The organism is Testudinibacter aquarius (assembly GCF_004342725.1).
Lineage (GTDB): Bacteria > Pseudomonadota > Gammaproteobacteria > Enterobacterales > Pasteurellaceae > Chelonobacter > Chelonobacter aquarius.
This window is the reverse complement of sequence record NZ_SMCP01000012.1, coordinates 47,793-72,633: the sequence shown is the minus strand read 5'-3', so window position 1 is coordinate 72,633 and position 24,841 is coordinate 47,793. Positions and strand designations below refer to the sequence as shown.

Annotated in this window: 24 protein-coding genes, 3 tRNA genes and 1 rRNA gene; 13 read left to right on the top strand and 15 right to left on the bottom strand. The window is 45.1% G+C overall.

The features are described from left to right. Window positions 1–114: 114 nt before the first annotated feature. Window positions 115–230: ribosomal RNA gene (gene rrf / locus EDC16_RS11245) — 5S ribosomal RNA — on the top strand. Between the two features lie 235 nt (window positions 231–465). Here the strand turns inward: rrf and EDC16_RS11240 are convergent. Beyond that, window positions 466–1,227, bottom strand: a complete 762-nt coding sequence (locus EDC16_RS11240) for a TIGR01619 family protein (protein WP_132967942.1) — start codon at window positions 1,225–1,227, stop codon at window positions 466–468. 10 nt (window positions 1,228–1,237) lie between these two features. Beyond that, on the bottom strand, window positions 1,238–2,041 hold the full coding sequence (gene xthA / locus EDC16_RS11235) for an exodeoxyribonuclease III (RefSeq protein WP_132967941.1): 804 nt from the start codon (window positions 2,039–2,041) through the stop codon (window positions 1,238–1,240). 156 nt (window positions 2,042–2,197) lie between these two features. Between xthA and EDC16_RS11230 the strand changes: the two genes are divergently transcribed. The 3 genes from EDC16_RS11230 (at window position 2,198) to EDC16_RS11220 (ending at window position 5,291) form a co-directional block, all read left to right on the top strand. Continuing rightward, window positions 2,198–3,913 (top strand): L,D-transpeptidase family protein, encoded by a 1,716-nt coding sequence (locus tag EDC16_RS11230; RefSeq protein WP_232517230.1) that lies wholly within the window; start codon window positions 2,198–2,200, stop codon window positions 3,911–3,913. A gap of 170 nt (window positions 3,914–4,083) precedes the next feature. Beyond that, a complete protein-coding gene (gene mepK / locus EDC16_RS11225; protein ID WP_132967940.1) occupies window positions 4,084–4,644 on the top strand; it encodes a peptidoglycan L,D-endopeptidase MepK in 561 nt (186 codons plus the stop codon). Between the two features lie 14 nt (window positions 4,645–4,658). Continuing rightward, on the top strand, window positions 4,659–5,291 hold the full coding sequence (locus EDC16_RS11220) for an MBL fold metallo-hydrolase (RefSeq protein ID WP_132967939.1): 633 nt from the start codon (window positions 4,659–4,661) through the stop codon (window positions 5,289–5,291). A gap of 40 nt (window positions 5,292–5,331) precedes the next feature. Here the strand turns inward: EDC16_RS11220 and lpxL are convergent, their stop codons facing one another. Further along, the gene (lpxL, locus tag EDC16_RS11215; protein ID WP_132967938.1) at window positions 5,332–6,267 is read right to left on the bottom strand and encodes an LpxL/LpxP family Kdo(2)-lipid IV(A) lauroyl/palmitoleoyl acyltransferase; all 936 of its coding nucleotides are present in this window, start codon (window positions 6,265–6,267) and stop codon (window positions 5,332–5,334) included. 111 nt (window positions 6,268–6,378) lie between these two features. Here lpxL and hldE point away from each other — a divergent pair, with 111 nt between their 5' ends. Further along, window positions 6,379–7,806, top strand: coding sequence for a bifunctional D-glycero-beta-D-manno-heptose-7-phosphate kinase/D-glycero-beta-D-manno-heptose 1-phosphate adenylyltransferase HldE (hldE, locus tag EDC16_RS11210; RefSeq protein WP_132967950.1), 1,428 nt, complete (start codon window positions 6,379–6,381; stop codon window positions 7,804–7,806). A gap of 140 nt (window positions 7,807–7,946) precedes the next feature. Here hldE and EDC16_RS11205 read toward each other — a convergent pair whose 3' ends face one another. The 4 genes from EDC16_RS11205 to EDC16_RS11190 form a co-directional block, all read right to left on the bottom strand. Then, window positions 7,947–8,837: a D-alanyl-D-alanine carboxypeptidase family protein gene (locus EDC16_RS11205; RefSeq protein WP_132967949.1), complete on the bottom strand. Its 891-nt coding sequence runs from the start codon at window positions 8,835–8,837 to the stop codon at window positions 7,947–7,949. A gap of 242 nt (window positions 8,838–9,079) precedes the next feature. Continuing rightward, window positions 9,080–9,166: transfer RNA gene (locus EDC16_RS11200), tRNA-Leu, on the bottom strand. 10 nt (window positions 9,167–9,176) lie between these two features. Next, window positions 9,177–9,250: transfer RNA gene (locus EDC16_RS11195), tRNA-Cys, on the bottom strand. A gap of 35 nt (window positions 9,251–9,285) precedes the next feature. Then, window positions 9,286–9,361: transfer RNA gene (locus tag EDC16_RS11190), tRNA-Gly, on the bottom strand. 239 nt (window positions 9,362–9,600) lie between these two features. Between EDC16_RS11190 and EDC16_RS11185 the strand changes: the two genes are divergently transcribed. From EDC16_RS11185 to bioD, 6 genes are all read left to right on the top strand, one after another. Beyond that, window positions 9,601–10,707 (top strand): methionine biosynthesis PLP-dependent protein, encoded by a 1,107-nt coding sequence (locus tag EDC16_RS11185; protein ID WP_132967937.1) that lies wholly within the window; start codon window positions 9,601–9,603, stop codon window positions 10,705–10,707. 104 nt (window positions 10,708–10,811) lie between these two features. Next, window positions 10,812–12,104: an adenosylmethionine--8-amino-7-oxononanoate transaminase gene (bioA, locus tag EDC16_RS11180; RefSeq protein WP_132967936.1), complete on the top strand. Its 1,293-nt coding sequence runs from the start codon at window positions 10,812–10,814 to the stop codon at window positions 12,102–12,104. After that, on the top strand, window positions 12,098–13,258 hold the full coding sequence (gene bioF / locus EDC16_RS11175) for an 8-amino-7-oxononanoate synthase (protein ID WP_132967935.1): 1,161 nt from the start codon (window positions 12,098–12,100) through the stop codon (window positions 13,256–13,258). Before bioA ends, bioF begins: the two co-directional genes overlap by 7 nt. Continuing rightward, entirely contained in the window at window positions 13,258–13,905 is a 648-nt protein-coding gene (locus tag EDC16_RS11170) for a DUF452 family protein (RefSeq protein ID WP_132967934.1), read from the top strand. Before bioF ends, EDC16_RS11170 begins: the two co-directional genes overlap by 1 nt. After that, on the top strand, window positions 13,899–14,681 hold the full coding sequence (gene bioC / locus EDC16_RS11165) for a malonyl-ACP O-methyltransferase BioC (RefSeq protein ID WP_132967933.1): 783 nt from the start codon (window positions 13,899–13,901) through the stop codon (window positions 14,679–14,681). The genes EDC16_RS11170 and bioC overlap by 7 nt, the downstream gene beginning before the upstream one ends. Further along, a complete protein-coding gene (bioD, locus tag EDC16_RS11160; protein ID WP_132967932.1) occupies window positions 14,678–15,322 on the top strand; it encodes a dethiobiotin synthase in 645 nt (214 codons plus the stop codon). Before bioC ends, bioD begins: the two co-directional genes overlap by 4 nt. A 52-nt stretch (window positions 15,323–15,374) precedes the next feature. Here the strand turns inward: bioD and EDC16_RS11155 are convergent, their stop codons facing one another. Further along, window positions 15,375–16,973 (bottom strand): ABC transporter substrate-binding protein, encoded by a 1,599-nt coding sequence (locus EDC16_RS11155; RefSeq protein ID WP_132967931.1) that lies wholly within the window; start codon window positions 16,971–16,973, stop codon window positions 15,375–15,377. 201 nt (window positions 16,974–17,174) lie between these two features. Here EDC16_RS11155 and EDC16_RS11150 point away from each other — a divergent pair, with 201 nt between their 5' ends. After that, a complete protein-coding gene (locus EDC16_RS11150) occupies window positions 17,175–17,504 on the top strand; it encodes a type II toxin-antitoxin system RelE/ParE family toxin (RefSeq protein ID WP_232517231.1) in 330 nt (109 codons plus the stop codon). Window position 17,505: 1 nt separating this feature from the next. Further along, the gene (locus tag EDC16_RS11145) at window positions 17,506–17,805 is read left to right on the top strand and encodes a helix-turn-helix domain-containing protein (RefSeq protein ID WP_132967930.1); all 300 of its coding nucleotides are present in this window, start codon (window positions 17,506–17,508) and stop codon (window positions 17,803–17,805) included. Between the two features lie 48 nt (window positions 17,806–17,853). Here the strand turns inward: EDC16_RS11145 and EDC16_RS11140 are convergent, their stop codons facing one another. The 7 genes from EDC16_RS11140 to EDC16_RS11110 all read right to left on the bottom strand — a co-directional run bounded on the left by EDC16_RS11140 (window position 17,854) and on the right by EDC16_RS11110 (window position 24,841). Continuing rightward, window positions 17,854–19,215, bottom strand: coding sequence for a PFL family protein (locus tag EDC16_RS11140; protein ID WP_132967929.1), 1,362 nt, complete (start codon window positions 19,213–19,215; stop codon window positions 17,854–17,856). Between the two features lie 9 nt (window positions 19,216–19,224). Further along, window positions 19,225–19,497, bottom strand: a complete 273-nt coding sequence (locus EDC16_RS11135) for an ACT domain-containing protein (protein ID WP_132967928.1) — start codon at window positions 19,495–19,497, stop codon at window positions 19,225–19,227. Between the two features lie 233 nt (window positions 19,498–19,730). Then, entirely contained in the window at window positions 19,731–20,822 is a 1,092-nt protein-coding gene (ychF, locus tag EDC16_RS11130; protein ID WP_132967927.1) for a redox-regulated ATPase YchF, read from the bottom strand. A gap of 43 nt (window positions 20,823–20,865) precedes the next feature. Then, window positions 20,866–21,450 (bottom strand): aminoacyl-tRNA hydrolase, encoded by a 585-nt coding sequence (gene pth, locus EDC16_RS11125; protein ID WP_132967926.1) that lies wholly within the window; start codon window positions 21,448–21,450, stop codon window positions 20,866–20,868. Between the two features lie 116 nt (window positions 21,451–21,566). After that, a complete protein-coding gene (locus tag EDC16_RS11120) occupies window positions 21,567–21,833 on the bottom strand; it encodes a HigA family addiction module antitoxin (RefSeq protein WP_132967925.1) in 267 nt (88 codons plus the stop codon). Window positions 21,834–21,848: 15 nt separating this feature from the next. Then, entirely contained in the window at window positions 21,849–22,127 is a 279-nt protein-coding gene (locus EDC16_RS11115; RefSeq protein ID WP_132967924.1) for a type II toxin-antitoxin system RelE/ParE family toxin, read from the bottom strand. A 71-nt stretch (window positions 22,128–22,198) separates the two neighbouring features. Beyond that, window positions 22,199–24,841 (bottom strand): GDYXXLXY domain-containing protein, encoded by a 2,643-nt coding sequence (locus tag EDC16_RS11110; RefSeq protein WP_132967923.1) that lies wholly within the window; start codon window positions 24,839–24,841, stop codon window positions 22,199–22,201.

The following is a 24,841-nucleotide window of genomic DNA, read 5'->3' as shown; positions in this document are numbered from 1 at the left end:
ACAAAGCTCAGAGAGTTTGAATCAGTAATAGCTTGTGACCGAATAATAACAGTGAAATAAAGTGAAGTAAAAAAACTGAAAGAACAAAGAAACAAGACAATCAAGCCGAATTATTCCGGCGGCGATAGTGCAGTAGTCCCACCTGAACCCATGCCGAACTCAGAAGTGAAATGCTGTAATGCCGATGGTAGTGTGGGGTCTCCCCATGTGAGAGTAGGACACCGCCGGATTTTACCGAACACGAAAAATACAAAGAACACGAAAGTAAGTAAAGTGAGAACCCCTAGCAGCGATGTTAGGGGTTTTTTGCGTTTGCGGCTAAGCGAGGCTAATCGTGGTTAAAGTGCGGTTTTGAGAGCGCTGTGGAGTGTCGTTCGATTACAAAATTACAAAAATACCCCACAGCAGTCACAGTGGGGTGAAAAAGGCAAAATGAAAAAATAGTGCGGTCAAACCGCACTTGGGTTAATGTAATGATTTTCCGGCTTGGTTTAATATTTGACATTCCCAACCATTGTATTCACCAGCGTATTCCTCGGCTTGCAGCTCAAATTCTTCGACCAAATTAAAAATACTATCATCATCTAAAGCGGATTCATGTTGCAATGTGACTAAATAAAATGCTTCATCATCATATTCAACAGGTTTATCGGTATATTGTATGTTGAATAGCGATTGTTGGGCGTAAAAATCAATAAATTCTTCCATCAGCTCTCTATTTTCAAATTGAAACTTGTGAGTGATGGCATGTAATAGTGAAAGATCCTCTCCCTCTTGATGAAGCAGTGCTAATGTTTCTACAGTAGCATTTAATTTCATTTCTAATGAGGATGGAAGTAGAAAATCATAGTATAAATCACAGTTTGGATCACTTTGACTGACAATCTCATCAATATGATCTAATTTCATTTGCTGCAACTGGGAATGAAAGCTCTCGCTGTGTTTAGTATAAAAATAGAGTGTAACTTTATTTTGCAAAAGAATATAGCCAACGAACAAGCTTTCGCCAATTGACATTAATGGTAGCAATGTTTGTGATAATTGATCTAACTGCGCCTGCTCATAGATAGCTTCAGTAGAATTAAACGCAAAAGGAATTGAAAAATGAGTGACATATGGGTATAAATGGGTATCCAGTTTTTCAGTAATATTTAAGTTTACGGTGATTATGGCTTCCGTTCCTTTAATTGAAGTACGATAAGTTTGCCAACTATTTTTCGATTCCATAATAAATTACCTATTTAAATGAAGCCCAAATCGGTGCATGATCAGAGGGTTTTTCCATTGCTCGAATTTCCAAATCAATACCAGTTTCAACGCAATGTTGTGAAAGTGCGGTATTGGCAAGAATTAAGTCGATGCGTAAGCCGCGATTTTCATCAAAACCTTTAGAACGATAGTCAAACCACGAGAATTTATCATTCGCTTGCGGATGCTGCTGCCGGAAGGTATCGATCAGGCCAATGCTTAACAGACGTTGTAACCACGCGCGCTCTTCCGGGAGAAATGAGCACTTGCCGGTACGCAGCCAGCGCTTACGGTTTTCTTCACCGATCCCAATATCTAAATCCGTTGGGCTGATATTCATATCACCCATCAAAATAACTTGATTTTCAGGCGGAAGATGGTTTTCTAGATAGTCTTGTAAATCGGCATAAAATTTTTCTTTAGCCGGAAATTTGGTTTCATGGTCGCGACTTTCGCCTTGTGGAAAATAACCGTTAATAACGGTTAGTGTGCCATATGCTGTTGCCAAATCTGCCATGATAATCCGCTTTTGCGCTGATTCTGTGTCGCCAGGGAAGCCACGGCGTACTGCTAACGGTTGTTGTTTACAAAGTAAAGCGACACCATAATGTCCTTTTTGACCATGATGAAAAATATGGTAGCCCAAATGTTCAACTAAATGATAGGGAAAATCTTCATCGGAGACTTTAATTTCTTGCAAACCAATAATATCAGGTTGGTGTTTGCTGACAATTGCTTCTAATTGTGCTGGTCTAGCTCTTAATCCATTGATGTTAAATGATAAAAATTTCATATATTCCTATTTATCTAATTTAAAATAAAAATTTTAACAGAATTTAGTTAGGCTGTCTGGTTTTCTCGTGTGCTTTTTTACTGAGTAAATTTGTATTTAATCATTGCCTTAAATTTGTTAAAATATCGCCAGTTTTTTATACCAAAAGGTTGAAATATGTTCAAAAAAAACAAAATAAGCAATTTATATTGTTTGGCAGGTCTGATTTTTTCGGTGTCTGTTTTCGCAGAGCAAACCGCTACTGAAACGCCGTTGCAAGCGGTAAATCCAACACAACAGGTTGTGGCGGAAGCAGTACAAACCGTTGAGGCAGTGCAGCCGGAAGTTGATGTTAATATCGCTGAAAGTGCGGTTGTCGATGAAGCGCAAATTGCCGCTGCCTTACAGGCACAACAAAAACTACAACAACTTTTAGCCGGAACCCCGGTTCAGTTTGAAGCGGCTTTGGCAGATTTATATGCGGCTAACGAATTTGCCCCGATTTGGACAGACAAAACTGCTGAAAAAGCGTTTTTGCAACAGTATGTGGTTTGGGTATTGAGTGGTGTTTCTGCTACTTCGGCGGAGCAATTAGCGCTTATCAGTCGTACAGATGGTGTTATGCAACGTGATATTTTACTAAGTGATGCATTTTTAAACTATTTGCACTATCAAGAGAATTTGAAAAAATATTCGACCAAATGGCTGTATGGTAATAGTGGGTATAAAGCTGCATTACCTAGCCAACTTGGTTTAGAAAATTGGAAGAAAGCTATCACTGATGGCCGTTTAGCTGCGTTTGTTCAACACTTAGCGCCAACCAATAAACAATATCAGCAAACTGCCGATAAAGTATTAGTTTCATTGCCGGATAATATTGGTAGTTCGGTAACGGTCAATGAAACCTTGAAGCCCGGTGTGCGTTCAGCAGATGTTAAAAATTTGGCGATACTTTTGCAAAGTAAAGGTTTCCTCAGCGCTGATTATTCTGCTAATGATGATATTTATGGTGATGAATTGTTAGCTGCGGTAAAAGCTTTTCAAGCGAAAAACGGCTTAACAGCGGACGGGATTGTCGGGGCAGGAACGCGTAATGTGTTAAATCAGAATTTGAGCAATAATTTATATAAATTATCGATTAATGCTCAGCGCTTAGGATTATTGCCGAACAAAACTGACGGCATTTTCGTTAATATCCCGACTTACCAACTATATTATTATCGTGATGGACAGTTGGTATTACAGTCGAAAGTGATTGTCGGTAAAAAAGATCGCCAAACTCCGGTGATGTACAGCCGTTTGAGTAATGTGGTGGTTAATCCACCATGGAATGCGCCGGTACGGAATATCAATCAAGATATTATTCCGAAAGTGCGGCAAGATCCAAGTTATATTTATCGTAAAGGCTACACTATTATCGACGGACAAGGGAGAACGATTGACCCTTATACCATTGATTGGGAGAATATGACGGCAAAAAATTTCCCATACCGTTTGCGTCAAGCACCGGGTGGTGACAGCGCTTTAGGCAGCTATAAATTCAATATGCCGAGCAGTGATGCCATCTATTTGCACGATACACCATCAAAAGGTTTGTTTGCGCGTAATGACCGAGCGTTGAGTTCTGGCTGTGTTCGGGTGCATAAATCCGATGAGCTGGCGAGTTTGCTGCTGGGCGAGAACGGTTGGAGTGCTGAGCGCAAAAATCAAGTGCTTGCCAGTAAGAAAACCACATCAGCTAACTTAAGTAAACGTGATGATGTTTATCTCTATTATGTTACGGCGTGGGTGGATAACGGCAAAATTCATACGGTGCCGGATATTTATGGCCATGATAAAAAATTGGCAAAAACCGATGTAAATTGGAAGGCAATTAAACAAATATTGCTTTAAAGCCGATTAATTTGAGACATTGCTCTGAAAATCATAAAAAAGCTATTGAATAATAGCTTTTTTTATGTTTTCCTAAGTCGTTTCATTAAAACTGAACTTATGCTCTTTTTTGTCGTCGAAGTAAGAGCATTATTTATTCCAATTTAAGAATCTTAACTTATCGTAATATTATGACTGAAATTAATCATCAACGCCGTCGCTGGCTGGCATTGGGGGGAGTGGTATTAGGTGCTGCACTTTTGCCGAGTGAAGTCTTGGCGGCAGTGTCTACACCAAAACCGCGAGTGCTCACTTTTAGAAATATCAATACCGGTGAACGTCTGACTTCTCAGCTAAAAAATGGCAAAATTGCGAATGCAGTCGATTTGAAAAAATTGGATCATCTGCTACGTGATCGCCGTACCCAGCAAATTCATCGCATCGAACCGCAGCTGTTCAGCAAGCTTTATCAAATTCAGGGTAATTTAGGACTTCGCAATACCGAAATCCAAATTATCTGTGGTTATCGAGCACCGGCAACCAATGCCGCAATGAATGCTCGCAGTCGTGGTGTGGCGAAAAATAGTTATCATACTCGTGGACAAGCGATTGACTTCCGGATTGACGGCATTTCATTGGCGAAAGTGCGTAAAGTGGCGACTAGCTTAAATAATGGCGGAGTTGGGTATTATCCGCGTAGTAACTTTGTGCATATTGATACTGGACCTAACCGCACTTGGAGCGGTAGCTAAACGGCGGTGATGTTATGCATGTTGAAATTCTTCCCGTTACCGCTTTTCAGCAAAACTGCTCAATTATTTGGGATGAACAGAAAAATGCTGCAATCATCGATCCCGGTGGTGAAGCTGAGAAGTTAATCGAGTTTATTGAAACGCAACAGCTTCAGTTAGAAAAAATCCTGCTGACGCACGGGCATTTAGATCATGTTGGTGCTGCCGATCGGCTGAAACAGCATTTTCAAGTGGAGATTTGGGGGCCTAATAGTGCCGACCAATTTCTATTTGACTCGCTACCGGCGCAGTCACAACGTTTCGGTTTAGCGGAAATAGCCGTATTTTATCCCGATCATTGGTTGGATAAGGAAGGGCAGATCATCACTGTTGGTGATATGAATTTTGAAATTCTTCATTTGCCGGGTCATACTCCCGGACATATTGGTTTTATCGAACAGCAAAAAAATATTGCGTTTAGCGGTGATGTGCTGTTCTACAACAGTGTCGGACGCACCGATTTTCCGCGCGGTAATCATCAACAGCTGTTGTCTTCAATTAGGCAAAAGCTGTTTAAATTAAATGACGAGATGATCGTGATCGCCGGACACGGCCCAGCGACTAAAATCGGTCTCGAAAAACAGAACAATCCTTTTATAAAAAACTGATATTGGCTACTTCGACCGCACTTCAAGTGCGGTTTTTTCGTTAATAGCGTGATGGGTCATCTTCGTTTGGACGCGTTTTAAAGCGACGATGCAGCCACATATATTGATCAACGCCTTTTAATATTTCTTGTTCTACCAGTTGGTTCATCTCTATCGCAAGCTGTTTTTGATCCGGTAATACTGGGAAAGCAGTCGGCTCAGATACAGATAGATGATAGCCGGAACCGTCATTGTTGCGTAATGGTGCGAACGGCACAACATGTGCATTCGGCACTGATTTCAGTAAATAGTACGAGCCGGTGGTAGTTGCGGCATCGGGAACCGCAAAAAAGGGCACAAAGACGGCGTTTTTACGTCCATAGTCATGGTCTGGTGCATACCAGATCATGTTTCCCTCGCGTAGCGCCCTAATCATACCTCGCAGATCTTTTCGGTCGAGCAGCGCTTTATTCGAACGAATTCGTCCTTTGTATTGTATCCAATCAAATACCGGATTGTCGTTGGGACGATAAACGCCGATACCAGGTTGGTGCAAGCCGATAATCCGCGCACCGAGTTCTAAGGTTAAAAAATGTACCCCGACTAAAATAATCCCGCCATCGAGATGATTTTTAATATGTTGAATGCCGCTGGCAGTGCTCCATTTTTTTATCCGGTTATCGGACCAGAACCACGCCATACCGGTTTCGATAATGCCCATACCCACTGAATAGAGATTTTTTTGCAAAATGGCTTCCCGTTCCGATTCACTTTTTTGCGGGAAGCAAAGCTCCAGATTGCGGCGAACAATTTTTGCTCGTTTTTTGCCGATGCTCAATTTAGAAAAAATCCAGCCTAATCCCGTGCCTATTTTTAACAAAAAGGGATAGGGGAGTAATAACAGCAGCCTGAAAAAAGCCAATCCAATCCAGAACGGCCAATATTTAGGGTGCAAAAAAGTGGCTTTAAAGTGTGGTATTTGTGATGCTTTAGCCATCCATCATTCCTGTATTCATCTGATATTTTTAACTTTGCTATAGTTTAACGGAAAAAATTATAAATAAACATTTTTATGCTAAAATCAGAAAAATTTTATCAGGAGCAAATGATGACACAATATTCGACTCAATTTAAACAAGCGAAAGTTTTGGTGCTCGGGGATGTGATGCTCGACCGCTATTGGTTTGGCGCCACCAACCGAATTTCACCGGAGGCACCGGTGCCGGTGGTGCGGGTACAAAACAATGAAGAACGGGCTGGCGGAGCCGCTAACGTGGCAATGAATATTGCCAGTTTGAATGTCGAAGTAAAATTATTGGGATTAACCGGACAGGACGAAGCCGGTTTGGCACTGGAAAAAATGCTGCAACAACAACGGATTAACTGTGATTTTGTGGCACTGAATACGCACCCTACCATCACTAAATTACGGATTCTGTCCCGTCATCAGCAACTTTTGCGTTTAGATTTTGAAGAAAACTTTCATGATGTTGAAAGTGCGGTTTTGTTGCAAAAATTACAAGGTGCCATTGCGCAGAGTGGTGCGTTGGTTTTATCGGATTACGGCAAAGGCACACTGAATGCGGTGCAACAGATGATCCAAGTAGCGAAACAAGCTAACGTACCGGTATTAATTGATCCTAAAGGCACTGATTTTGAACGTTATCGCGGCGCAACGTTATTAACGCCGAATTTATCTGAATTTGAAGCGGTAGTCGGACATTGTGTTGATGAACAGGCGATTCAACAAAAAGGGTTACAGCTGATTGCAGATTATCAATTAGAGGCGTTGCTAGTGACCCGATCGGAAAAAGGTATGACATTACTACGCCCGAATGCTGAGCCGTTTCATCTGCCGACCGAAGCCAAAGAGGTGTTTGACGTGACCGGTGCCGGAGATACGGTTATCAGTGTGCTGGCAACGGCGATTGCCGATGGACGTAGTTTGGAAGAGGCTTGCTATTTGGCAAATGTTGCTGCCGGTATTGTGGTCGGTAAGCTGGGAACATCGACTGTTACGCCGGTAGAGCTGGAAAATGCGATTCATCACCGCGGTGAAACTGGTTTTGGAATTATGGACGAAGTGCAGTTAAAAAGCAGTGTTGCCGAAGCAAAAGAGCGTGGGGAGAAAATCGTGATGACCAATGGTTGCTTTGATATTTTGCATCCGGGGCATGTCTCTTATCTAGAAAATGCGCGTAAATTAGGTGATCGTCTGATTGTAGCGGTGAATTCCGATGAATCGGTGAAACGATTAAAAGGGGAAAGTCGACCGATCAACTCGCTAGCTGCAAGAATGGCAGTGTTAGCAGGACTCTCTTCGGTTGATTGGGTGGTCGAATTCAAAGAGGATACGCCACAGCGTTTAATTGGCGAGATTTTACCGGACTTATTAGTCAAAGGCGGTGATTATAAAGCGGAAGAGATTGCCGGCAGCCAAGAGGTGTGGGCGAACGGTGGCGATGTGCGGGTGTTGAATTTTGAAAACGGCTACTCAACCAGCAGCGTGGTAAAGAAAATTCAGCAGCTCGGCTGATACTGTTCGATTTTTGAGAGTTAATGTTTGATTACAGTAAAGGCGGATAAATTTCCGCCTTAGTTTTAGGTTTTTAAATTAAAAATAGCCATCAAATAGCAATTCCAATATAAAAGAGTACCTTGCTACCGTATCAAAATCTAATTTGATACCTGTTCTATCAATCGATCCAAGCCAAGTTGATCGTAGGCTTCAATATCTTGGTCGTTACTCTCATCAATAATCAAATCATTGAGTGCGAGGCAGCCGTAGGCTTTGAGTTTGTTTTTGGTAAAGTTTGAGCGGGCGGCGGAGCTTTTATTATTGAGGCTAATCACGCCGATGGTCGCATTATTATTGCAGCTATATTTATTGATAAAGACTAAATTATAGCCTGATTCACGGATATAGCCTGTTTTGCTGATAGAAGCATCAAATATCTCTTCGCGCACTAATTTATTGGTATTTTGCATAAATACGTTGGTTCGATTGGCGCGAATATAGGTCGCACGGGTGTTGGAGAGCGCTTTTAATTCGGGTTTGCGTAGTGAGTATTTAGCAAGCTTCACCAAGTCCATCACGCTGGAAATATTACGGTTAGATAGGCCTGAACTATCACTAAAACGAGTTGAGTTCATTTTTAATACTTGCGCTTTTTCATTCATTTTTTGAATAAATCGAGCTCGACTCATGCCCGCAGAGCGAGATAAAGCATGGGCAGCATAGTTATCCGAATGCACAAACATCGCTTTCAATAATTCCGAACAGGCAATCGGTGTATTTTTAGGCAGTTTGGTACGGGTGCCTTTAATATTGTCGTTGTCTTCATTAGTGATACGCGCGGTGCAGTTAGGATTACGATTATTTTCTAAAAACACATTGGCAGTCATCAATTTTGTGACCGAGGCAATCGGAAGCACACTATTGGGTGAACGGCTTTCTAACACTTTGTTATTGGTAAAATCATAAACCACATAAGATTGTGCGGATAACAGCGGTGATATAGATAAAAATAAGGCTGATAGCAGTAAGTTTTGCTTGCAGCCTCTCATTTTACTGAGTAAAGAGCTTATGTAAGGCATATAAAAAGCCACCTTCGGATTGATAAATTAGCATGCAATGTGATAAAAAATAGACTTAATTTTATAATTTAAACATATTTTTTATCATTTTGCTCGTATCATTTTTTCTTACAGCCATCGGCAGTAGAATCTAGCCAGAGAAGATGGAAAATCGCAGGTATAAAAAAAGCTACATATAGTAGCTATCTTTTGGTTTTAAATCATTTTTTAAATGGTGCCCGAGGGCGGACTTGAACCGCCACAGCCCGAAAGCCGAGGGATTTTAAATCCCTTGTGTCTACCGATTTCACCACTCGGGCACTGATTTGATGGAGGCGTGTCCCGGAATCGAACCGAGCTACATGGATTTGCAATCCAGTGCATAACCTCTTTGCTAACACGCCACTATGTAACTAAGTAATTAGTTCCAGTATTTGTTTGGAGCGGGAAACGAGACTCGAACTCGCGACCCCAACCTTGGCAAGGTTGTGCTCTACCAACTGAGCTATTCCCGCACACTAAACGATGATATAACACATCGTTAATCAGTGGTGGGCATTTTACTGACTTCTGATTTACTGTCAATGTTTGATTGCAATTTTTTGCCTGATTGCCGAAAAAATGAGTGATTTTTGTGAAATTTAATCAAAGTGCGGTTTTGATTTGAGGTTACGGATATTCGGTGCTTTAATCGCCTGCTGCTTTGTGTCAGAATGACACACTATTTGCAATTAGACTGTGTTGAGGCAAGATTATGACCACTTATTCCATTGAAACCGAACTCGCCCAATTGGGAAATCGCACTGATGAAAAAACCGGTGCGGTTTCTGCCCCAATTTATCTTTCCACCGCATACGGCCATCGCGGTATCAATGAATCGACCGGCTATGATTACACGCGCACTAAAAACCCAACCCGTACCGTACTGGAAGAGGGTATTGCCCGTTTAGAAGGCGGTGATCGCGGTTTTGCCTGTGCGTCGGGCATGGCGGCGATTCAGTTGTTGATGTCGTTGTTTACTGCACCTGACGAGTGGATTATCTCCAGCGATGTGTATGGCGGAACCTATCGCTTGCTCGATTTCAGTTATAAAAACAACAACAGTGTTAAGCCGGTGTATGTCAATACGGCAGATTTAGCCGCCATCGAAAGTGCGGTCACACCGAACACCAAAGCGATTTTTGTGGAGACACCATCCAATCCGCTGATGGAAGAGTGCGATGTGGCGGCGATTAGCAAGATTGCCAAAAAACACAATCTATTACTCATCGTGGATAACACCTTCTTAACGCCGGTGCTGTTCCGTCCGATTGAGCATGGCGCCGATTTGGTGATCCACAGTGCGACCAAATATTTATCCGGGCATAATGATGTTTTAGCCGGATTAATTGTGTCGAAAGGCCAAGAACTGGGCGAGCGCCTATTTTATCTGCAAAATGGCGCCGGGGCGGTATTATCACCGTTTGACTCATTCTTAGCAGTGCGTGGTTTGAAAACCTTAGCCTTGCGTATGGAACGCCATCAGCAAAACGCACAGGAAATCGCCAAATTCTTAGCCGAACAAGATCAAGTTTTAGACGTGTTATATTCAGGTAAGAGCGGTATGTTGTCGTTCCGTTTGAAAGATGAGAACTGGGTTAATCCGTTCTTAAAAGCGATTAAGTTGATTACTTTTGCCGAGAGTCTGGGCGGCACCGAAAGTTTTATCACCTATCCGGCAACCCAAACCCATATGGATATTCCCGAAGCGGAGCGCATTGCCCGTGGTGTGTGCAACCGTTTGTTGCGTTTTTCGGTCGGATTGGAAAACGTGGAAGATATTAAAGCCGATTTAAGCCAAGCGTTCGCCAAATTAGCCTAACCTCAGGGATGTTTGACCAGCATAAAAAGGGATAGCCTCAATCTATCCCTTTCCGTGATATTCCCGGTTTTAAAACAAACAGAGTTTGCAACACATGGAACCTTATGAATTCAACCGCACTTTTAGAGTTTGATCGCCAGCATTTATGGCATCCTTACACCTCAACACTTAACCCCTTGCCGGTGTATCCGGTGGCAAAAGCCGAAGGTGTGGAAATCACCTTGCAAGACGGACGTAAGCTGATTGACGGCATGTCGTCGTGGTGGGCAGCGCTGCATGGCTATAATCATCCACGCCTGAACCAAGCGGTGAATAACCAGCTACAGCAGATGAGCCATATTATGTTCGGTGGCTTGACGCATGAACCGGCAGTACGCTTGGGGCAATTGCTGCTGGCGTTGTTGCCATCGGAATTGCAGAAAATTTTCTATGCTGATTCCGGATCGGTGGCGGTGGAAGTGGCGATGAAAATGGCGATTCAATACCAACACACATTGGGAAAATCCAGCCGCTGTAAATTTGCTGCGATTCGTGCCAGCTATCACGGCGACACTTGGCATGCAATGTCGGTGTGTGATCCGGTAACCGGCATGCACTCGCTATTCAGCCAGCGGTTGCCGATCCAATTTTTCCTGCCACAGCCGCAAACCCGATTTGCTCAGGCGTGGAATCCGAGCGATATTCAGCCGCTAGCCGCGTTATTGGCAACGCACGGTGATGAGATTGCGGCGTTGATTTTAGAACCGATTGTGCAGGGCGCCGGCGGCATGTATTTCTATTCGCCACAGTATTTGTGCGCCGCAAAAAAACTGTGTGATCAATATGGTGTGTTGCTGATTTTCGATGAAATCGCCACTGGTTTCGGTCGCACCGGCAAGTTGTTTGCCTTGCAGCACGCTGATGTGGTGCCGGATATTCTCTGCTTGGGCAAAGCCTTAACCGGCGGCTATTTAACCCTGTCGGCAACAATCACTAGCAATCAGGTTGCCGACACCATCAGCCGTGGCGAAGCGGGCTGCTTTATGCACGGGCCGACCTTTATGGCCAATCCGTTGGCATGTGCCGTAGCTGCCGAGTCAATCCGCCTGCTATTGGAAAGCGATTGGCAAAGTCATGTCGCTAGAATCGAAGCGCAGTTAAAGCAGGAATTGGCGTTAGCCGCCACTTGGGATTGCGTGGCAGAGGTGCGGGTATTGGGTGCGATTGGTGTGATTGAAATGCAAAGTGCGGTCAATATGCGCAGCTTGCAAGCCCGCTTAGTCGAGCAGGGCGTGTGGGTGCGTCCGTTCGGCAAATTGGTCTATCTGATGCCACCGTTTATTATCACCTCAGCGCAACTGTCACAGCTGACAAGCGGCGTGCTGAATGCGCTGAAACAAGAGTATGGTTTATGCTAAATTTTTATGCCGAACAGTTGGCGCAACTGCAACAACAGGGGCGATACCGCACTTTGCCTGACATTCGCCACGAGGGGAAATGGATCTGGCATGACGAGCGCAAAATGCTCAATTTTTCTTCCAATGATTATTTGGGCTTGGCTGCCAATCAACGATTAAAACAGCAATTTTTAGCGCAAACCGACTGGCAACAGGCGAGTTTTACCTCGTCGTCGTCACGTTTGCTGACCGGCAATTTCCCGATTTATGCCGAACTGGAAAGCGTGATGGCAAGCCAATTTCAGCGTGAAGCCTGCCTGTTGTTCAATAGCGGCTACCACGCCAATATCGGCATTTTGCCGGCGCTGGCGGATAAACAAACGTTGATTTTAGCCGATAAGCTGGTGCACGCCAGTTTGATCGACGGCATTCGTTTGTCCGCTGCCGATTATCAACGCTATCGTCATAATGATTACACCCATTTGCAGCAGCTGCTAGAGAAAAACAGTAAAAGCTATCAACGGATTATTATTGTCACCGAAAGCGTATTCAGCATGGACGGCGATATGGCGGATTTGCGGCAGCTGGTGGCGTTGAAACAGCGCTATCGCAATGTGATGCTGTATGTCGATGAGGCGCATGCGCTGGGCGTATTTGGGCAAAATGGACTGGGGTTGGCAGAAAACTGCGCTTGCATCGGGCAGATTGATTTTCTGGTGGGCACCTTTGGCAAGGCGCTGGCAGCGATGGGGGCTTATGTGGTGTGCGATCAGGTGATTAAAGACTATTTGATCAACAAAATGCGCCCGTTGATCTTCTCGACCGCACTTTCGCCATTGCTGGCGCAGTGGGTCTATTTTCTCATGCAACGCTTGCCGGAAATGCAAATGCAGCGGCAACATTTGCAGCAGCTGAGCAGCGAATTACAACGCGGCGTGGAGCAACTGACACAACAACCTTCGCCCAGCCGCAGTCAAATCGTGCCGTATATTCTTGGCGATAATGCGAGCACCCTCTCCACTGCCGAGCGGTTGCAACAGTGCGGATTCTACTGCCTGCCGATTCGTCCGCCGACGGTGCCGAGTGGTACCTCGCGGATCCGTTTTTCCTTGACTGCCGATATGGCGACTGACGAAGTGGCACAGCTGCTTGATGTATTAAAAGGATCACAATAATGCAGACCGAATGGCTGATCAGCGCAGAAAATAACCCGAATCTCATTCTGTATTTTGCCGGTTGGGGCACATCGCCGCAGTTGGTGAAACACTGGCAATTACCGCCCGATACCGATCTGTTGCTGTGTTGGGATTATCGTCATTTAAGCCTGAATGCCGATCTCAGCCGCTACCGCACTTTACATTTGGTGGCGTGGTCGATGGGCGTGTGGGCAGCGGAGCAGACGGTGGCAGATTTGCCGTTCGCCACAAGTGTAGCAATTAACGGCACGCCGTGTTTGATTGATGATCAAGTCGGCATTCCGCAGGCAATTTTTGAAGGCACATTAGACGGCTTTAATGATCTTACCCGTACCAAATTTGAACGACGAATGTGTGGCAAACGTGAGCTATTACAGCAATATCAAGCAATTGCGCCACGTCCGACCAACGAAATTGCGCAGGAGTTAGCGGCGGTGTATCAGGTATTTGCACATGCGAAACCGGCTGCCATTCACTGGCAAAAAGCGATTGTCGGCATGCAGGATCAGATCTTTCCGACGGCCAATCAGTTAAATTATTGGCGGCAAACCGATTGTGAGGTCATACAGCTTGCGCTACCGCACTTTGCCTTGGCGGCGTTTAATACGTGGTCTGAGCTATGCTAGCGAGATTGGATAAAAAACGGATCAGCCACTGTTTTGCCAAAGCATTGGCTAGTTACGACCAACACGCACAAGCACAGCAACAGATCAACCGCCGTTTGGCGGATTTATTGCACTATAGCCAACAGACGAGCTTTCAGCAGGTGTTGGAAATTGGTTGTGGCAGTGGCGATTTAACCCGTTTATTGGCGCAAGATTATCAAGTGCGGTCATGGTGTTTGAATGATCTCAATTCAAGTGCACTGGCACTGGCAAAGCAGCGGCTGGCTACAGCAGAGGTGAAATTATGGGCAGCCGATGCCGAGCAGTTTGAGCGCACTTTGGTTTTAAATCAGCAATTTGATTTGCTGGCTTCGGCTTCCACCGTGCAGTGGTTTCAGCAGCCGCAACGGATTATCCAGCTGGCAACGCAGGCGCTCAAACCAAACGGCTGGCTGTTGTTCAGCACCTTTTTGCCACAAAATTTAGTGGAAATTAAGCAGCTGACCGCAGTTGGCCTGGATTATCCCAGCCTGCAACAATGGCAAACATGGCTAGAACCGCACTTTGAGCTGATCGCACAAGACCAGCAGGCAATCCAATTATGGTTTCAGCAGCCCAGTGCTGTGTTGCGCCATTTGCAAGCCACCGGGGTCACCGCCACCAATCAACGGCAGTGGACAAAAGGCAAATTGGCGGATTTTTATCAGCGTTATCAACAGCAGTTCAGCGTCAACGGCAAAGTGCGGTTGACTTATGCGCCACTGCTGATGTTGGCAAAACGGAAACAGAATCAATGAAACAGCAACAGATCATGTTTATTTCAGGCATTGATACCGATGTGGGCAAAACCATTGCCACCGGATTTTATGCCAATCGGCTTGCGGCACAAGGGCGGTCGGTGATCACGCAAAAACTGGTGCAAACCGGTTGTTCAGGCGTTGCCGAGGATATTCAACGCCACCGTAAACTGCAAAATTTGCCGCTGCAACAATGCGATTTGGACGGTACCACTTGCCGCTATGTGTTTGATTACCCCTGTTCACCGCACTTAGCGGCACGCTTGGCGCAAACCGAGATCGACTTGGCGCAGATCACGGCCGATACACAAATTTTAGCGCAGCAGTATGACGTGGTCTTGATCGAAGGCGCCGGTGGGTTGGCGGTGCCGTTGAATAATGAATTGACTACACTGGATTATTTGCAACAACAAAGTTATCCACTGATTTTGGTCACTTCCGGCAAACTGGGCAGCATCAACCACACTTTATTAAGCCTTGTAGTCTGCCAACAGCGTGGCATTGCGCTGCAAGCGTTGATTTACAACCACTATCCGCAAACCGACCCGATTATTGAAAACGAAACCCAAGCTTATTTGCAGCGCTATTTAACCACACATTTTCCGCAGGCGGAGTTTATTGAGTTGGGGGAAGTGGTTTAGATTCGTCGAGTTTCCTTCCGCCTTGTGTGGCGGAAGGAAATGACGTATGGATTTAATCCGCCACTTTCACCCCATAAAATGCAGTATAACCAAACGGACTTTGTTGGAAATTTTGTACCCGTAGGCTGGTCGGCACATAGTTGACTGAGTGTGCTAGCGGAATCAACGGGGCCTGTTGTTTGGCAATTACTAACGCTTGTTGATATAACGCTGCTCGTTGCGCCTCATCAGAGGTGGTGACCGCTTGCTGAATCAGACTTTCAAATTCCGCATTGCACCAGCCGGCGTAGTTGGTGCCGCCGACGTTTTCACAACCGAGCAATGGCGCTAAAAAATTGTCTGGATCGCCGTTGCGACTGGTCCAGCCGTAAGTACCGGTGTAAAACTCGCCTTCACGGGTGCGTTTGTTAAAATCTGCCCATTCGTGGGTGACTAAGTTGGCTTTGATGCCGATTTTCGCCCAATCTGCTTGCAAAATTTCCGCAGTGCGGCGTGGGTTCGGATTGGATGGACGCACCACCGGCTGCACCCAAATTTCAGTTTCAAACCCATCGCCATAACCGGCGTCAACCAGCAATTGTTTGGCTTTTTCTAAATCAAACGGATAATCTTCAATCGTATCGTTGTAGCCCAACACGCTTGGCGGGAATGGATTTTTTGCCGCCACGCCGCTGCCGCCTTGATAAACCACGTTGATAATCGCCTGTTTATCGGTGGCATAATTCAGGGCTTGCCGCACTTTCACATTTTCCAACGGCGTTTTGCGGTGGTTGATGCCGATGTAGGCTAAATTTAGCCCTTCTTTGGCAAATAACCGCACTTTAGGATTGTTTTTCATCTGTTCGATATCGGCGATATTCGGGAAATCAATGACATCGCAAGCACCGGTTTGCAATTTGGCGTAACGCGCGGTAGCGTCCGGCGTGATGCTGAAAATCAGGCGATCAATATCGGCTTTGCCACGCCAATAATCGGCGTTGGCGCTGTAGCGAATCGCTTGATCCAATTGATAGCCTTGAAACACAAACGGCCCGGTGCCAATCGGTGTTTTATCAATTGCTTCCGGCTTGCCTGCTGCCAACATCTTATCGGCATACTCTTTGGAATAAATTGACAGAAAATCCATCGCCACAATTTTCAAGAATGGCGAATAGGCTTGGTTCAGGTTGATTCTCACTGTGTAGTCATCGACTTTTTCGACTGATTTCAACAGCTTTGGCAGTGCCATCCAGTTGAAATAAAAATAGGTTCCGCTGGAAACATGGTGGAACGGATGATCTTTGTCGGCTTGGCGCAAATAAGAAAACAACACATCGTCGGCGTTAAAATCGCGGCTCGGGCTAAATTCCTTATTGGCATGAAATTTTACCCCTTTGCGCAAGTGAAAAGTGTAACTCAAACCGTCATCACTGATTTCCCACCGCTCCGCTAATCCGGGTTCGATCTCGGTTGAGCCGGGTTTAAATGCCAATAAACTGTCATAAACCTGTTGTGAACTGGCGTTGAAATCATTGGCATCATTGATAATCGCCGGGCTGAATTGACCGGGCGAGTTGCTGATGCAGTTAATCAACGTATGCGGTGCCGCTTGGGCGGCGGCAGACAATGAGAGTGCAAGTGCAGTCAAAGAGAAAAGTGCGGTTGATTTCATTGGGATTCCTTGTTAAATAGTCGATAAACAAATATCAAACCACCCTAACATACAGCAAAAAATTAAAAGTAGAAATAACCAATTGGCTTATCTTAGAACGAAAAGGATTATATGAAGTGTTATTGAAAATATAATGAATAGATTATATTATGACTACAAGAATAGCCTGGAGGAAGAATGTGGCAAGTTATTACGACGTAGATTTTTGATGAATGGTATCTCGCACAAGAAGAGGAGCTTAGAAGAGCGGTTTTGGCTTCAATGGCATTATTGGAAATGTATGGACCACAACTAGGTCGTCCTTATGCAGATACCGTTAAAGCTTCGGTTTTTAATAATATGAAAGAGTTGAGGATACAGCACAAGGGAAATCCGGTAAGAGCGTTTTTTGCATTTGACCCTATTCAACAGGCAATTGTCTTTTGTGCAGGGGATAAAACAGGGTTAAATGAACAGAAATTTTATAAAAAAATGCTTAAAATTGCGGATATGGAATTTCAAAGGCATTTAGATAATTTAAAAAGGAAATAGTATGGCAACATTTCAAGAGTTATTGGCAAAAGAAAGTCCGGAAGTACAAGCATGGGTTAAAGCTAAAGTCGAAGAAGAAAGCCGTAAAATCACACTGAATATGTTACGTGATAAACTGAATATGTCACAAAAAGAATTGGCAGAAATAATGGGGGTATCGCAACCGGCAATTGTCAGAATGGAGCAGCCGGATAATGATCCACGTTTATCTACTTTAAAACGGTATATTAATGGTTTGGGTGGGAAACTCAGCTTAGATGTGACCTTGCCTGATGGAACACGGGTTGGCTTTGATTTGTAATACTAAGTGCGGTTCAGATTAGATTCTGGCCGCACTTTGGTTGCTCAATTAATTTTTCAACGCTTGTACCGGCGCTGGAATGCGTCCGCCGCGGTTGATGAAGATTTCGCAATTGCCTTGTTTGATTGGCATAATTGGCGCATAGCCAAGCAGACCGCCGAATTCCACACTGTCGCCAACATCTTTATCTGGCACCGGAATAATCCGCACCGCTGTGGTTTTGCTGTTGATCATGCCGATTGCCGCTTCGTCGGCGATAATGCCGGAAATGGTGGCGGCAGTGGTGTAGCCCGGCACGGCGATCATATCCAACCCAACCGAACAAACGGCAGTCATCGCTTCCAGTTTATCCAGTGTCAGCACCCCTTGTTCCGCCGCTTTGATCATGCCTTCATCTTCAGAGACCGGAATAAAGGCACCGCTCAAACCGCCGACCGCACTTGATGCCATCATGCCGCCTTTTTTGACAGCGTCATTTAATAGCGCTAAAGCCGCGGTGGTGCCGTGTGTGCCGCACACGCTCAAGCCCATTTGCTCCAAAATCCGTGCCACGCTGTCGCCGACGGCAGGGGTTGGCGCCAGCGAGAGATCTAAAATGCCAAACGGAATACCTAAGCGTTTGCTGGCTTCTTGCCCGATCAGTTCACCAACACGGGTAATTTTAAATGCGGTTTTTTTCACCACTTCGGCAACTTCAGTCAAGGTTTTTGCATCCGAGCTTTCCAACGCAGCTTTGACCACGCCCGGGCCGGAAACACCGACATTGATGATCGCATCGCCTTCGCCGGAACCGTGAAAGGCGCCCGCCATAAATGGGTTATCTTCAACCGCATTGCAGAAAATCACCAATTTGGCGCAACCGAAGCCTTCCGGTGTGGTTTCGGCGGTTTGTTTTACGATTTCGCCCACCAGTTTCACCGCATCCATATTGATTCCGGCTTTGGTCGAGCCGATATTGACCGAACTACAGACAATGTCGGTCACTTTCATTGCTTCTGGAATCGAACGAATCAACACTTCATCCGACGGGCTCATGCCTTTTTGTACCAACGCCGAAAAGCCACCGATAAACGACACGCCAATGGCTTTGGCGGCGCGATCCAAGGTTTGGGCAATCGAGACATAACTGTCTGCTTTAGTGGCGGCAGCGATTTGCGCAATCGGCGTCACTGAAATGCGCTGATTGACAATCGGCACACCATATTTTGCCGACAACTCTTTAGCGGTTTGTACCAAGTCTTTGCCGACATGGGTAATTTTGTTGAAAATATTTTGGTTTAAGGTCGCCAAATCGGGGCTGATACAGTCGTGTAGATCAATGCCGATGGTGATGGTGCGCACATCAAAATGCTGATCCGACACCATTTTCAGCGTTTCTAAAATTTCATAAGACTGAATACTGTTGCTCATGTTCAATCCTTAAATCCGGTGCATGGCATTGAAAATATCGGTATTTTGCAAGCGCAATTCCAAGCCCAATTTTTTACCTTCTTCAATAAAAAATGCCGCTAACGTTTGGTAATCTTTGGCGCACGCGCTGGTATCGACCAACACAATCATGGTAAAAAATTCATTCATTAATTGTTGGCTAATATTGACGATATTAATCTGCTGTTCAGCTAATAATTTCGCCACATCATATACAATCCCGATCCGATCTTTACCGATTACGGTTAATACTGAGTTGTTCATTTTTTCCTCTATTTATAGTGGTAAAAAGCTGGTTATCAATAATATTTAAGCGGTTGGAAAAGATTAAAATGCACAATTTATATTGCAAAAGTAGGGGGCGATTATATATCGCCCCGAACTGCACTTTGCATTTTTCCTTTATTGATTAAGTGCTTATACCGCACTTCGCAAACGGGCGGATAGTTAATTCGCCCCCTACTTTTGCTTGATCAATTCTCTTGGTGAGAAATGGATTACACGTTAAAACGAAAGTGCATCACATCGCCGTCTTTAACGATATAGTCTTTGCCTTCCAAGCGCCATTTGCCGGCTTCTTTGGCGCCGTTTTCACCTTTGAATTGAATGAAATCGTCGTAGGCGATCACTTCGGCGCGGATAAAGCCTTTTTCAAAATCGGTGTGGATCACGGCGGCGGCTTTCGGGGCGGTGGCGCCGACGGCAACGGTCCAAGCACGCACTTCTTTCACCCCGGCAGTGAAGTAAGTTTGCAGGTTTAACAATTGATAACCGGCACGGATCACGCGGTTTAAGCCCGGTTCTTCCAATCCCAGCTCTTGTAAAAACTCATTTTTTTCTTCGTCGTCTAACTCGGCGATTTCTGATTCGATTGCCGCACAAACCGGCACAACCACAGCGCCTTCGCTGGCGGCAATTTCACGCACGCGATCCAGATACGGGTTGTTTTCAAAGCCGTCTTCATTGACGTTGGCGATGTACATTGTCGGTTTCAGGGTTAAGAAGTTGTAGCCTTTAATCGCATGCAACTCGTCTTTATCTAAATCCACCGAGCGGATCATGCCGGCATTTTCCAGTACCGGCAGAATTTTTTCCATAATCGACAGTTCGAATTTCGCCTCTTTGTCGCCGCCTTTAGCACGCTTGGTTAAACGCTGAATGGCTTTTTCGCAGCTGTCCAAATCGGCTAACGCCAGTTCGGTATTGATGGTGTCGATGTCTTCCGCCGGATTGATCTGACCGGCAACGTGCACAATATCGTCGTTCTCAAAACAACGTACCACATGACCGATCGCGTCGGTTTCGCGGATATTAGCTAAGAATTTGTTGCCTAAGCCTTCGCCTTTGCTTGCACCGGCAACCAGACCGGCGATATCGACGAACTCCATGGTCGTCGGCAGCACCCGTTGTGGATTGACGATTTCCGCTAGCGCATCTAAACGTGGATCCGGCATTGGTACAACACCGGTATTTGGCTCGATGGTGCAAAACGGATAGTTTGCCGCTTCGATGCCGGCTTTTGTCAAAGCGTTAAACAGGGTCGATTTGCCCACATTCGGTAAACCAACGATACCGCACTTAAATCCCATACTATTTTCCTTTTGGTAAAACCGTTAGTGGCAACGGTTAGGGTTAAATTTTAAATCCATTCAAACGATTCATCGCCTTGCTGATTCCATCGGTCAGCAGAATATCCACACTGATAGCGGCTTCTTCAATCGTTTGTTCGATCAAGTTTAATTCAGTTTTCGGCGGTTTGTTTAAGACATAACCGCTGACCAGATTTTTATCGCCGGGGTGTCCGATGCCGATTCGCAGACGGTAGAAATTTTTGTTATTACCCAGGTTGGCGATAATGTCTTTTAGCCCGTTGTGACCGCCGTGTCCGCCGCCCTGTTTGATTTTGGCGGTGCCGGGCGGCAGATCCAATTCATCGTGAAGCACCAAGATTTGTTCAGGTTGAATACGATAGAAATTCGCCAATGCCCCAACGGCTTTGCCGCTCAGGTTCATAAAGGTGGTCGGCAGTAAAAACCGCACTTCGTTGCCTGATATTAGCGTACGTGCGGTTTTGCCGGAAAATTTGCTTTCCGGCGTGAGCGAGAGGTTATATTGGCGGCAGAGTTGCTCCAACAGCCATTCCCCGGCGTTATGCCGAGTTTGTGCATATTGGCTGCCGGGATTGCCTAAACCAACGATAAGTTTTATTTCGGACACGGTAGTTTCACTGTTTGCGTTAATAACGGATTGAGCTAAAAAATAGGCGCATATTTTACGCTATTCTCACGATTTAATACAGAGTGAAATTTAGACTTTAAAAACAATAAGTTGCTTCAAGTAAACATTAACTGTACGTTAGTTGGCTGATGCTGACGAGCTTGCCATAAATCATAATCCAGCTGTATAGCGAGCCACATATCGGCTGAGGTGTTTAATGCTTGGCTTAAACGTAGTGCCATTTCAGCCGAAATACCTGCTTTACCATTCAAAATTCTAGAGAGAGTAACCCGTGTCACACCTAATTTTTTAGCAGCAGTGGTAACGGTAACGCCCTCTAAATACGCTTTTAATACTTCACCCGGATGGGCTGGATTGTACATATTCATTGTGTTTTCCTAGTGATAATCTTGGTAATCGACAATTTCTGCATGACCATTTTCAAATTTAAAGGTGATGCGCCAATTACCATTAACCGTAATTGACCAATGCCCTTTCAAATTGCCTTTTAGTGAATGTAATTTCCAAGGCGGAGCATTCATATCTTCTGCTTGTTTAGCATTATTTAATGCAGTTAGTTGAATTCGGAGCTTGTTGGCGTGTTTTGCCTGAATACCAGCAGTTGAGCCGGTAGTGAAAAATTTTTCAAGCCCCTTGTGCTTAAAGGATTTAATCATCAATAAACCTTACTTTTTTCAGATGTAAATATCTACTATACAGTCGATTTTGTCAAGCTGAATTTATTGCTCTACAACCCTTTCATTTCACTATCCAACAAACGTGATAACAACGCTATGCCGTTTAGCACCCGAAATTCTCCATATTGTGCTTGTTGAAAGTGGGCGGCTTGTCCTTCGGCAAAGAAGAATTGTTGTCCGGGCATTTTTAGGCGCCATAGCATATTGTAGTCATCAATACGCAGCTTGATGGCAACATCGGCAATGCAGTCATGATAATTTTCCGGCAAGGCTTCTTCCAAGCGGCAAAGTGCGGCACTGCCGTCAGCGTTTTGTTTTAACAGTGCGTATAGCTGTGTCGGGCGTTGATCCTGCCATTGTGCGAATTGTGCATAAGCTGCTTGCTCATCCTCTTGGCCAGCCTTGATCGCATCACTCTCGCTATTCTCTTGATCATAAATCGGGTAGGGGTTGTCGATATTAAATTCGGCTTTTTTTTCTTGTTGCTGTTTATCAATTTCAGACCGCACTTGGTTTATCAAGTCGTAGTTGAGTTCCATATAATCGCCCTGCATAATTGAGCGCGGATCAACAGGTGCCAAGGCGAGTATCACCGACTTGCCGTGAGTCAGTACATTTTCATATTTTTGAATGCTGTAATTGCCGATAGCCAGTGTCAGCAGCAGGGTGAGCAGCGCAAGTGACGGCGTCAACCAACCGATTTTTCCTTGATAACTTGGTGCAGCCGTTGCAACCGCAGTTGCACGACGGTGTTGACGTTGCAAATACAGTGCGGCTAAAAGAAACAGAATCGCATTGCCTAGCAATAAGAAAGATTTATACAGCAGCGGCAAATCCAGCCAGTAATAATATTTCGCTAAAAACCCGATTATCGCCAGCAGAACGCAACCAAACAGCAACCGATTGTGGTTGAGATAAGCCAGTAGCAGCAAACTGAAGCCGACTAAAATACTTGGCGAGGCGACAAAAGCCAAACCGAAAATCGCCAACACAAGGGCAACGATGACCGCACTTTGTGTTTTCAATGGTTGTTGACGGCTGATCCAGAGCTGGATAATCACCGGTGACAGACAAATCAGCAGCAGGATCAGGTGAGTCCAGTGCCAAGATTGTGCGGTGAACAAACCATTGCTGATGATCTGGACAAATTCGCTAAAACTGTTCGGTGTCGGTAATGGGCCTGCCTCTATAGTCCCTAAGCTGAGATAAATATCCGGTTTGAAGATAAAACCGATATAAACCAGCCAAAATGCCCATGCCGCACTTTGGATATGGGTATGATAACGGTTTGGGCGCAGGCTCAAACCGAACAAGATTAAGCTGCCGAGCGCTAGCCAATAACCGGCATAATAATCAAACACCAAAGTCCAGAAATTGTTTTGCAGCCCTTGCTCCGATTGGAATCCATACAGGTAACCGTTTTGCGCACTAAACGTGTACAATAAGGTAAACAGCAGCAGGATAAGGCTGCCGGTTTTAACCCAATTGATCGTAATCAACAGGTAACACAGCAGACTGATGATGATCATTCCGAGCAAATCGCCATTTAGCACTGAAAGTTGATTGTCATGGGGGTAGTCAAAGAAATAATTTATCAAATAGTGAAAAACATACAGCCCCAAACCGATCATCAGCAGCAGACCGCTAGCATATTCATTGGCTTTGCGCGAGTAGTAAAGGAATGCGCCAAGCGCAACAAACACCAGCGAGGCGATCAGAAATAGCTTATCCGATTCAAAAATGTCCAGTGTAAACAGAAAGGCAATCGTCAACAGCGTGATGATGATTGCCAGCGTGGTAAACAGGATTTGTAGCGGCCACGGCATACCTTGCGCTTGTTGCACATATTGCTTTTTCAAATGAATTCCGAGCACGATGGCGGCGCCAAGGGTGACGAGAATCGCAACAAAAATCCCACTAATCTCAAAATTAGTGATCTTTAAAATAAAAACATCAACGCTGAATAACAGGCAAGCCCAGTAACCGCTCTGGTTAAACAAATCACGGCGCTGTTGCTGGTAATAATAAAGCATTGCGGCAGCGAGCAACCAGACTAACGGTGCGGTGTTTGGGTTGTTGAGACAAAGCAAAGTCATACACACGATCAGCACGGTGTTGCTGACTTTGGAGCTGATATACCAATTTTGATCATGTAGCGATTTGCTGAAAACTTCGCTTAGCATCACAAAACCCAGATTGAGCAGCAGCATGAAATATAAAAAATATTCATACGACCAGAGCAGGTCGGGATACAGTGCTAAACTCAAATTGCTGGTTGTGAGCAGTAATAATGCGGCTGCGGCATTGGGCAGTGCAAGCAGTAACGGGATTTGCAGCAGTGACCATAGTGCAAATAGCTGCCAAGGATCGGCGCCGGTTTGGTAAATTTGCCCAATCAGTGCGAGCAAGGCACCAATCAGCACGGCGGCAATAAAGAAAAAGGTGCTGCTGACGAATTTCAACCGCACTTGCCCGAGTTTACGGTATTCCCGGTAATAAACCCATATTCCGACGGCAATGCTGCTGGCGAATAGACCTTGAGTGGCGTACAGTTTGGTGAATTTGCTGAAATAATCCCAATTGGCGGCAATCCAAGTGACCACTCCGCTACTGAGAAAACCGGCGGCGGTGAGCGTGGTGAGGATCAATAAATACGTTGGCCAAGAGGCAGTAAAGAGAAGTTTATTCTGCAT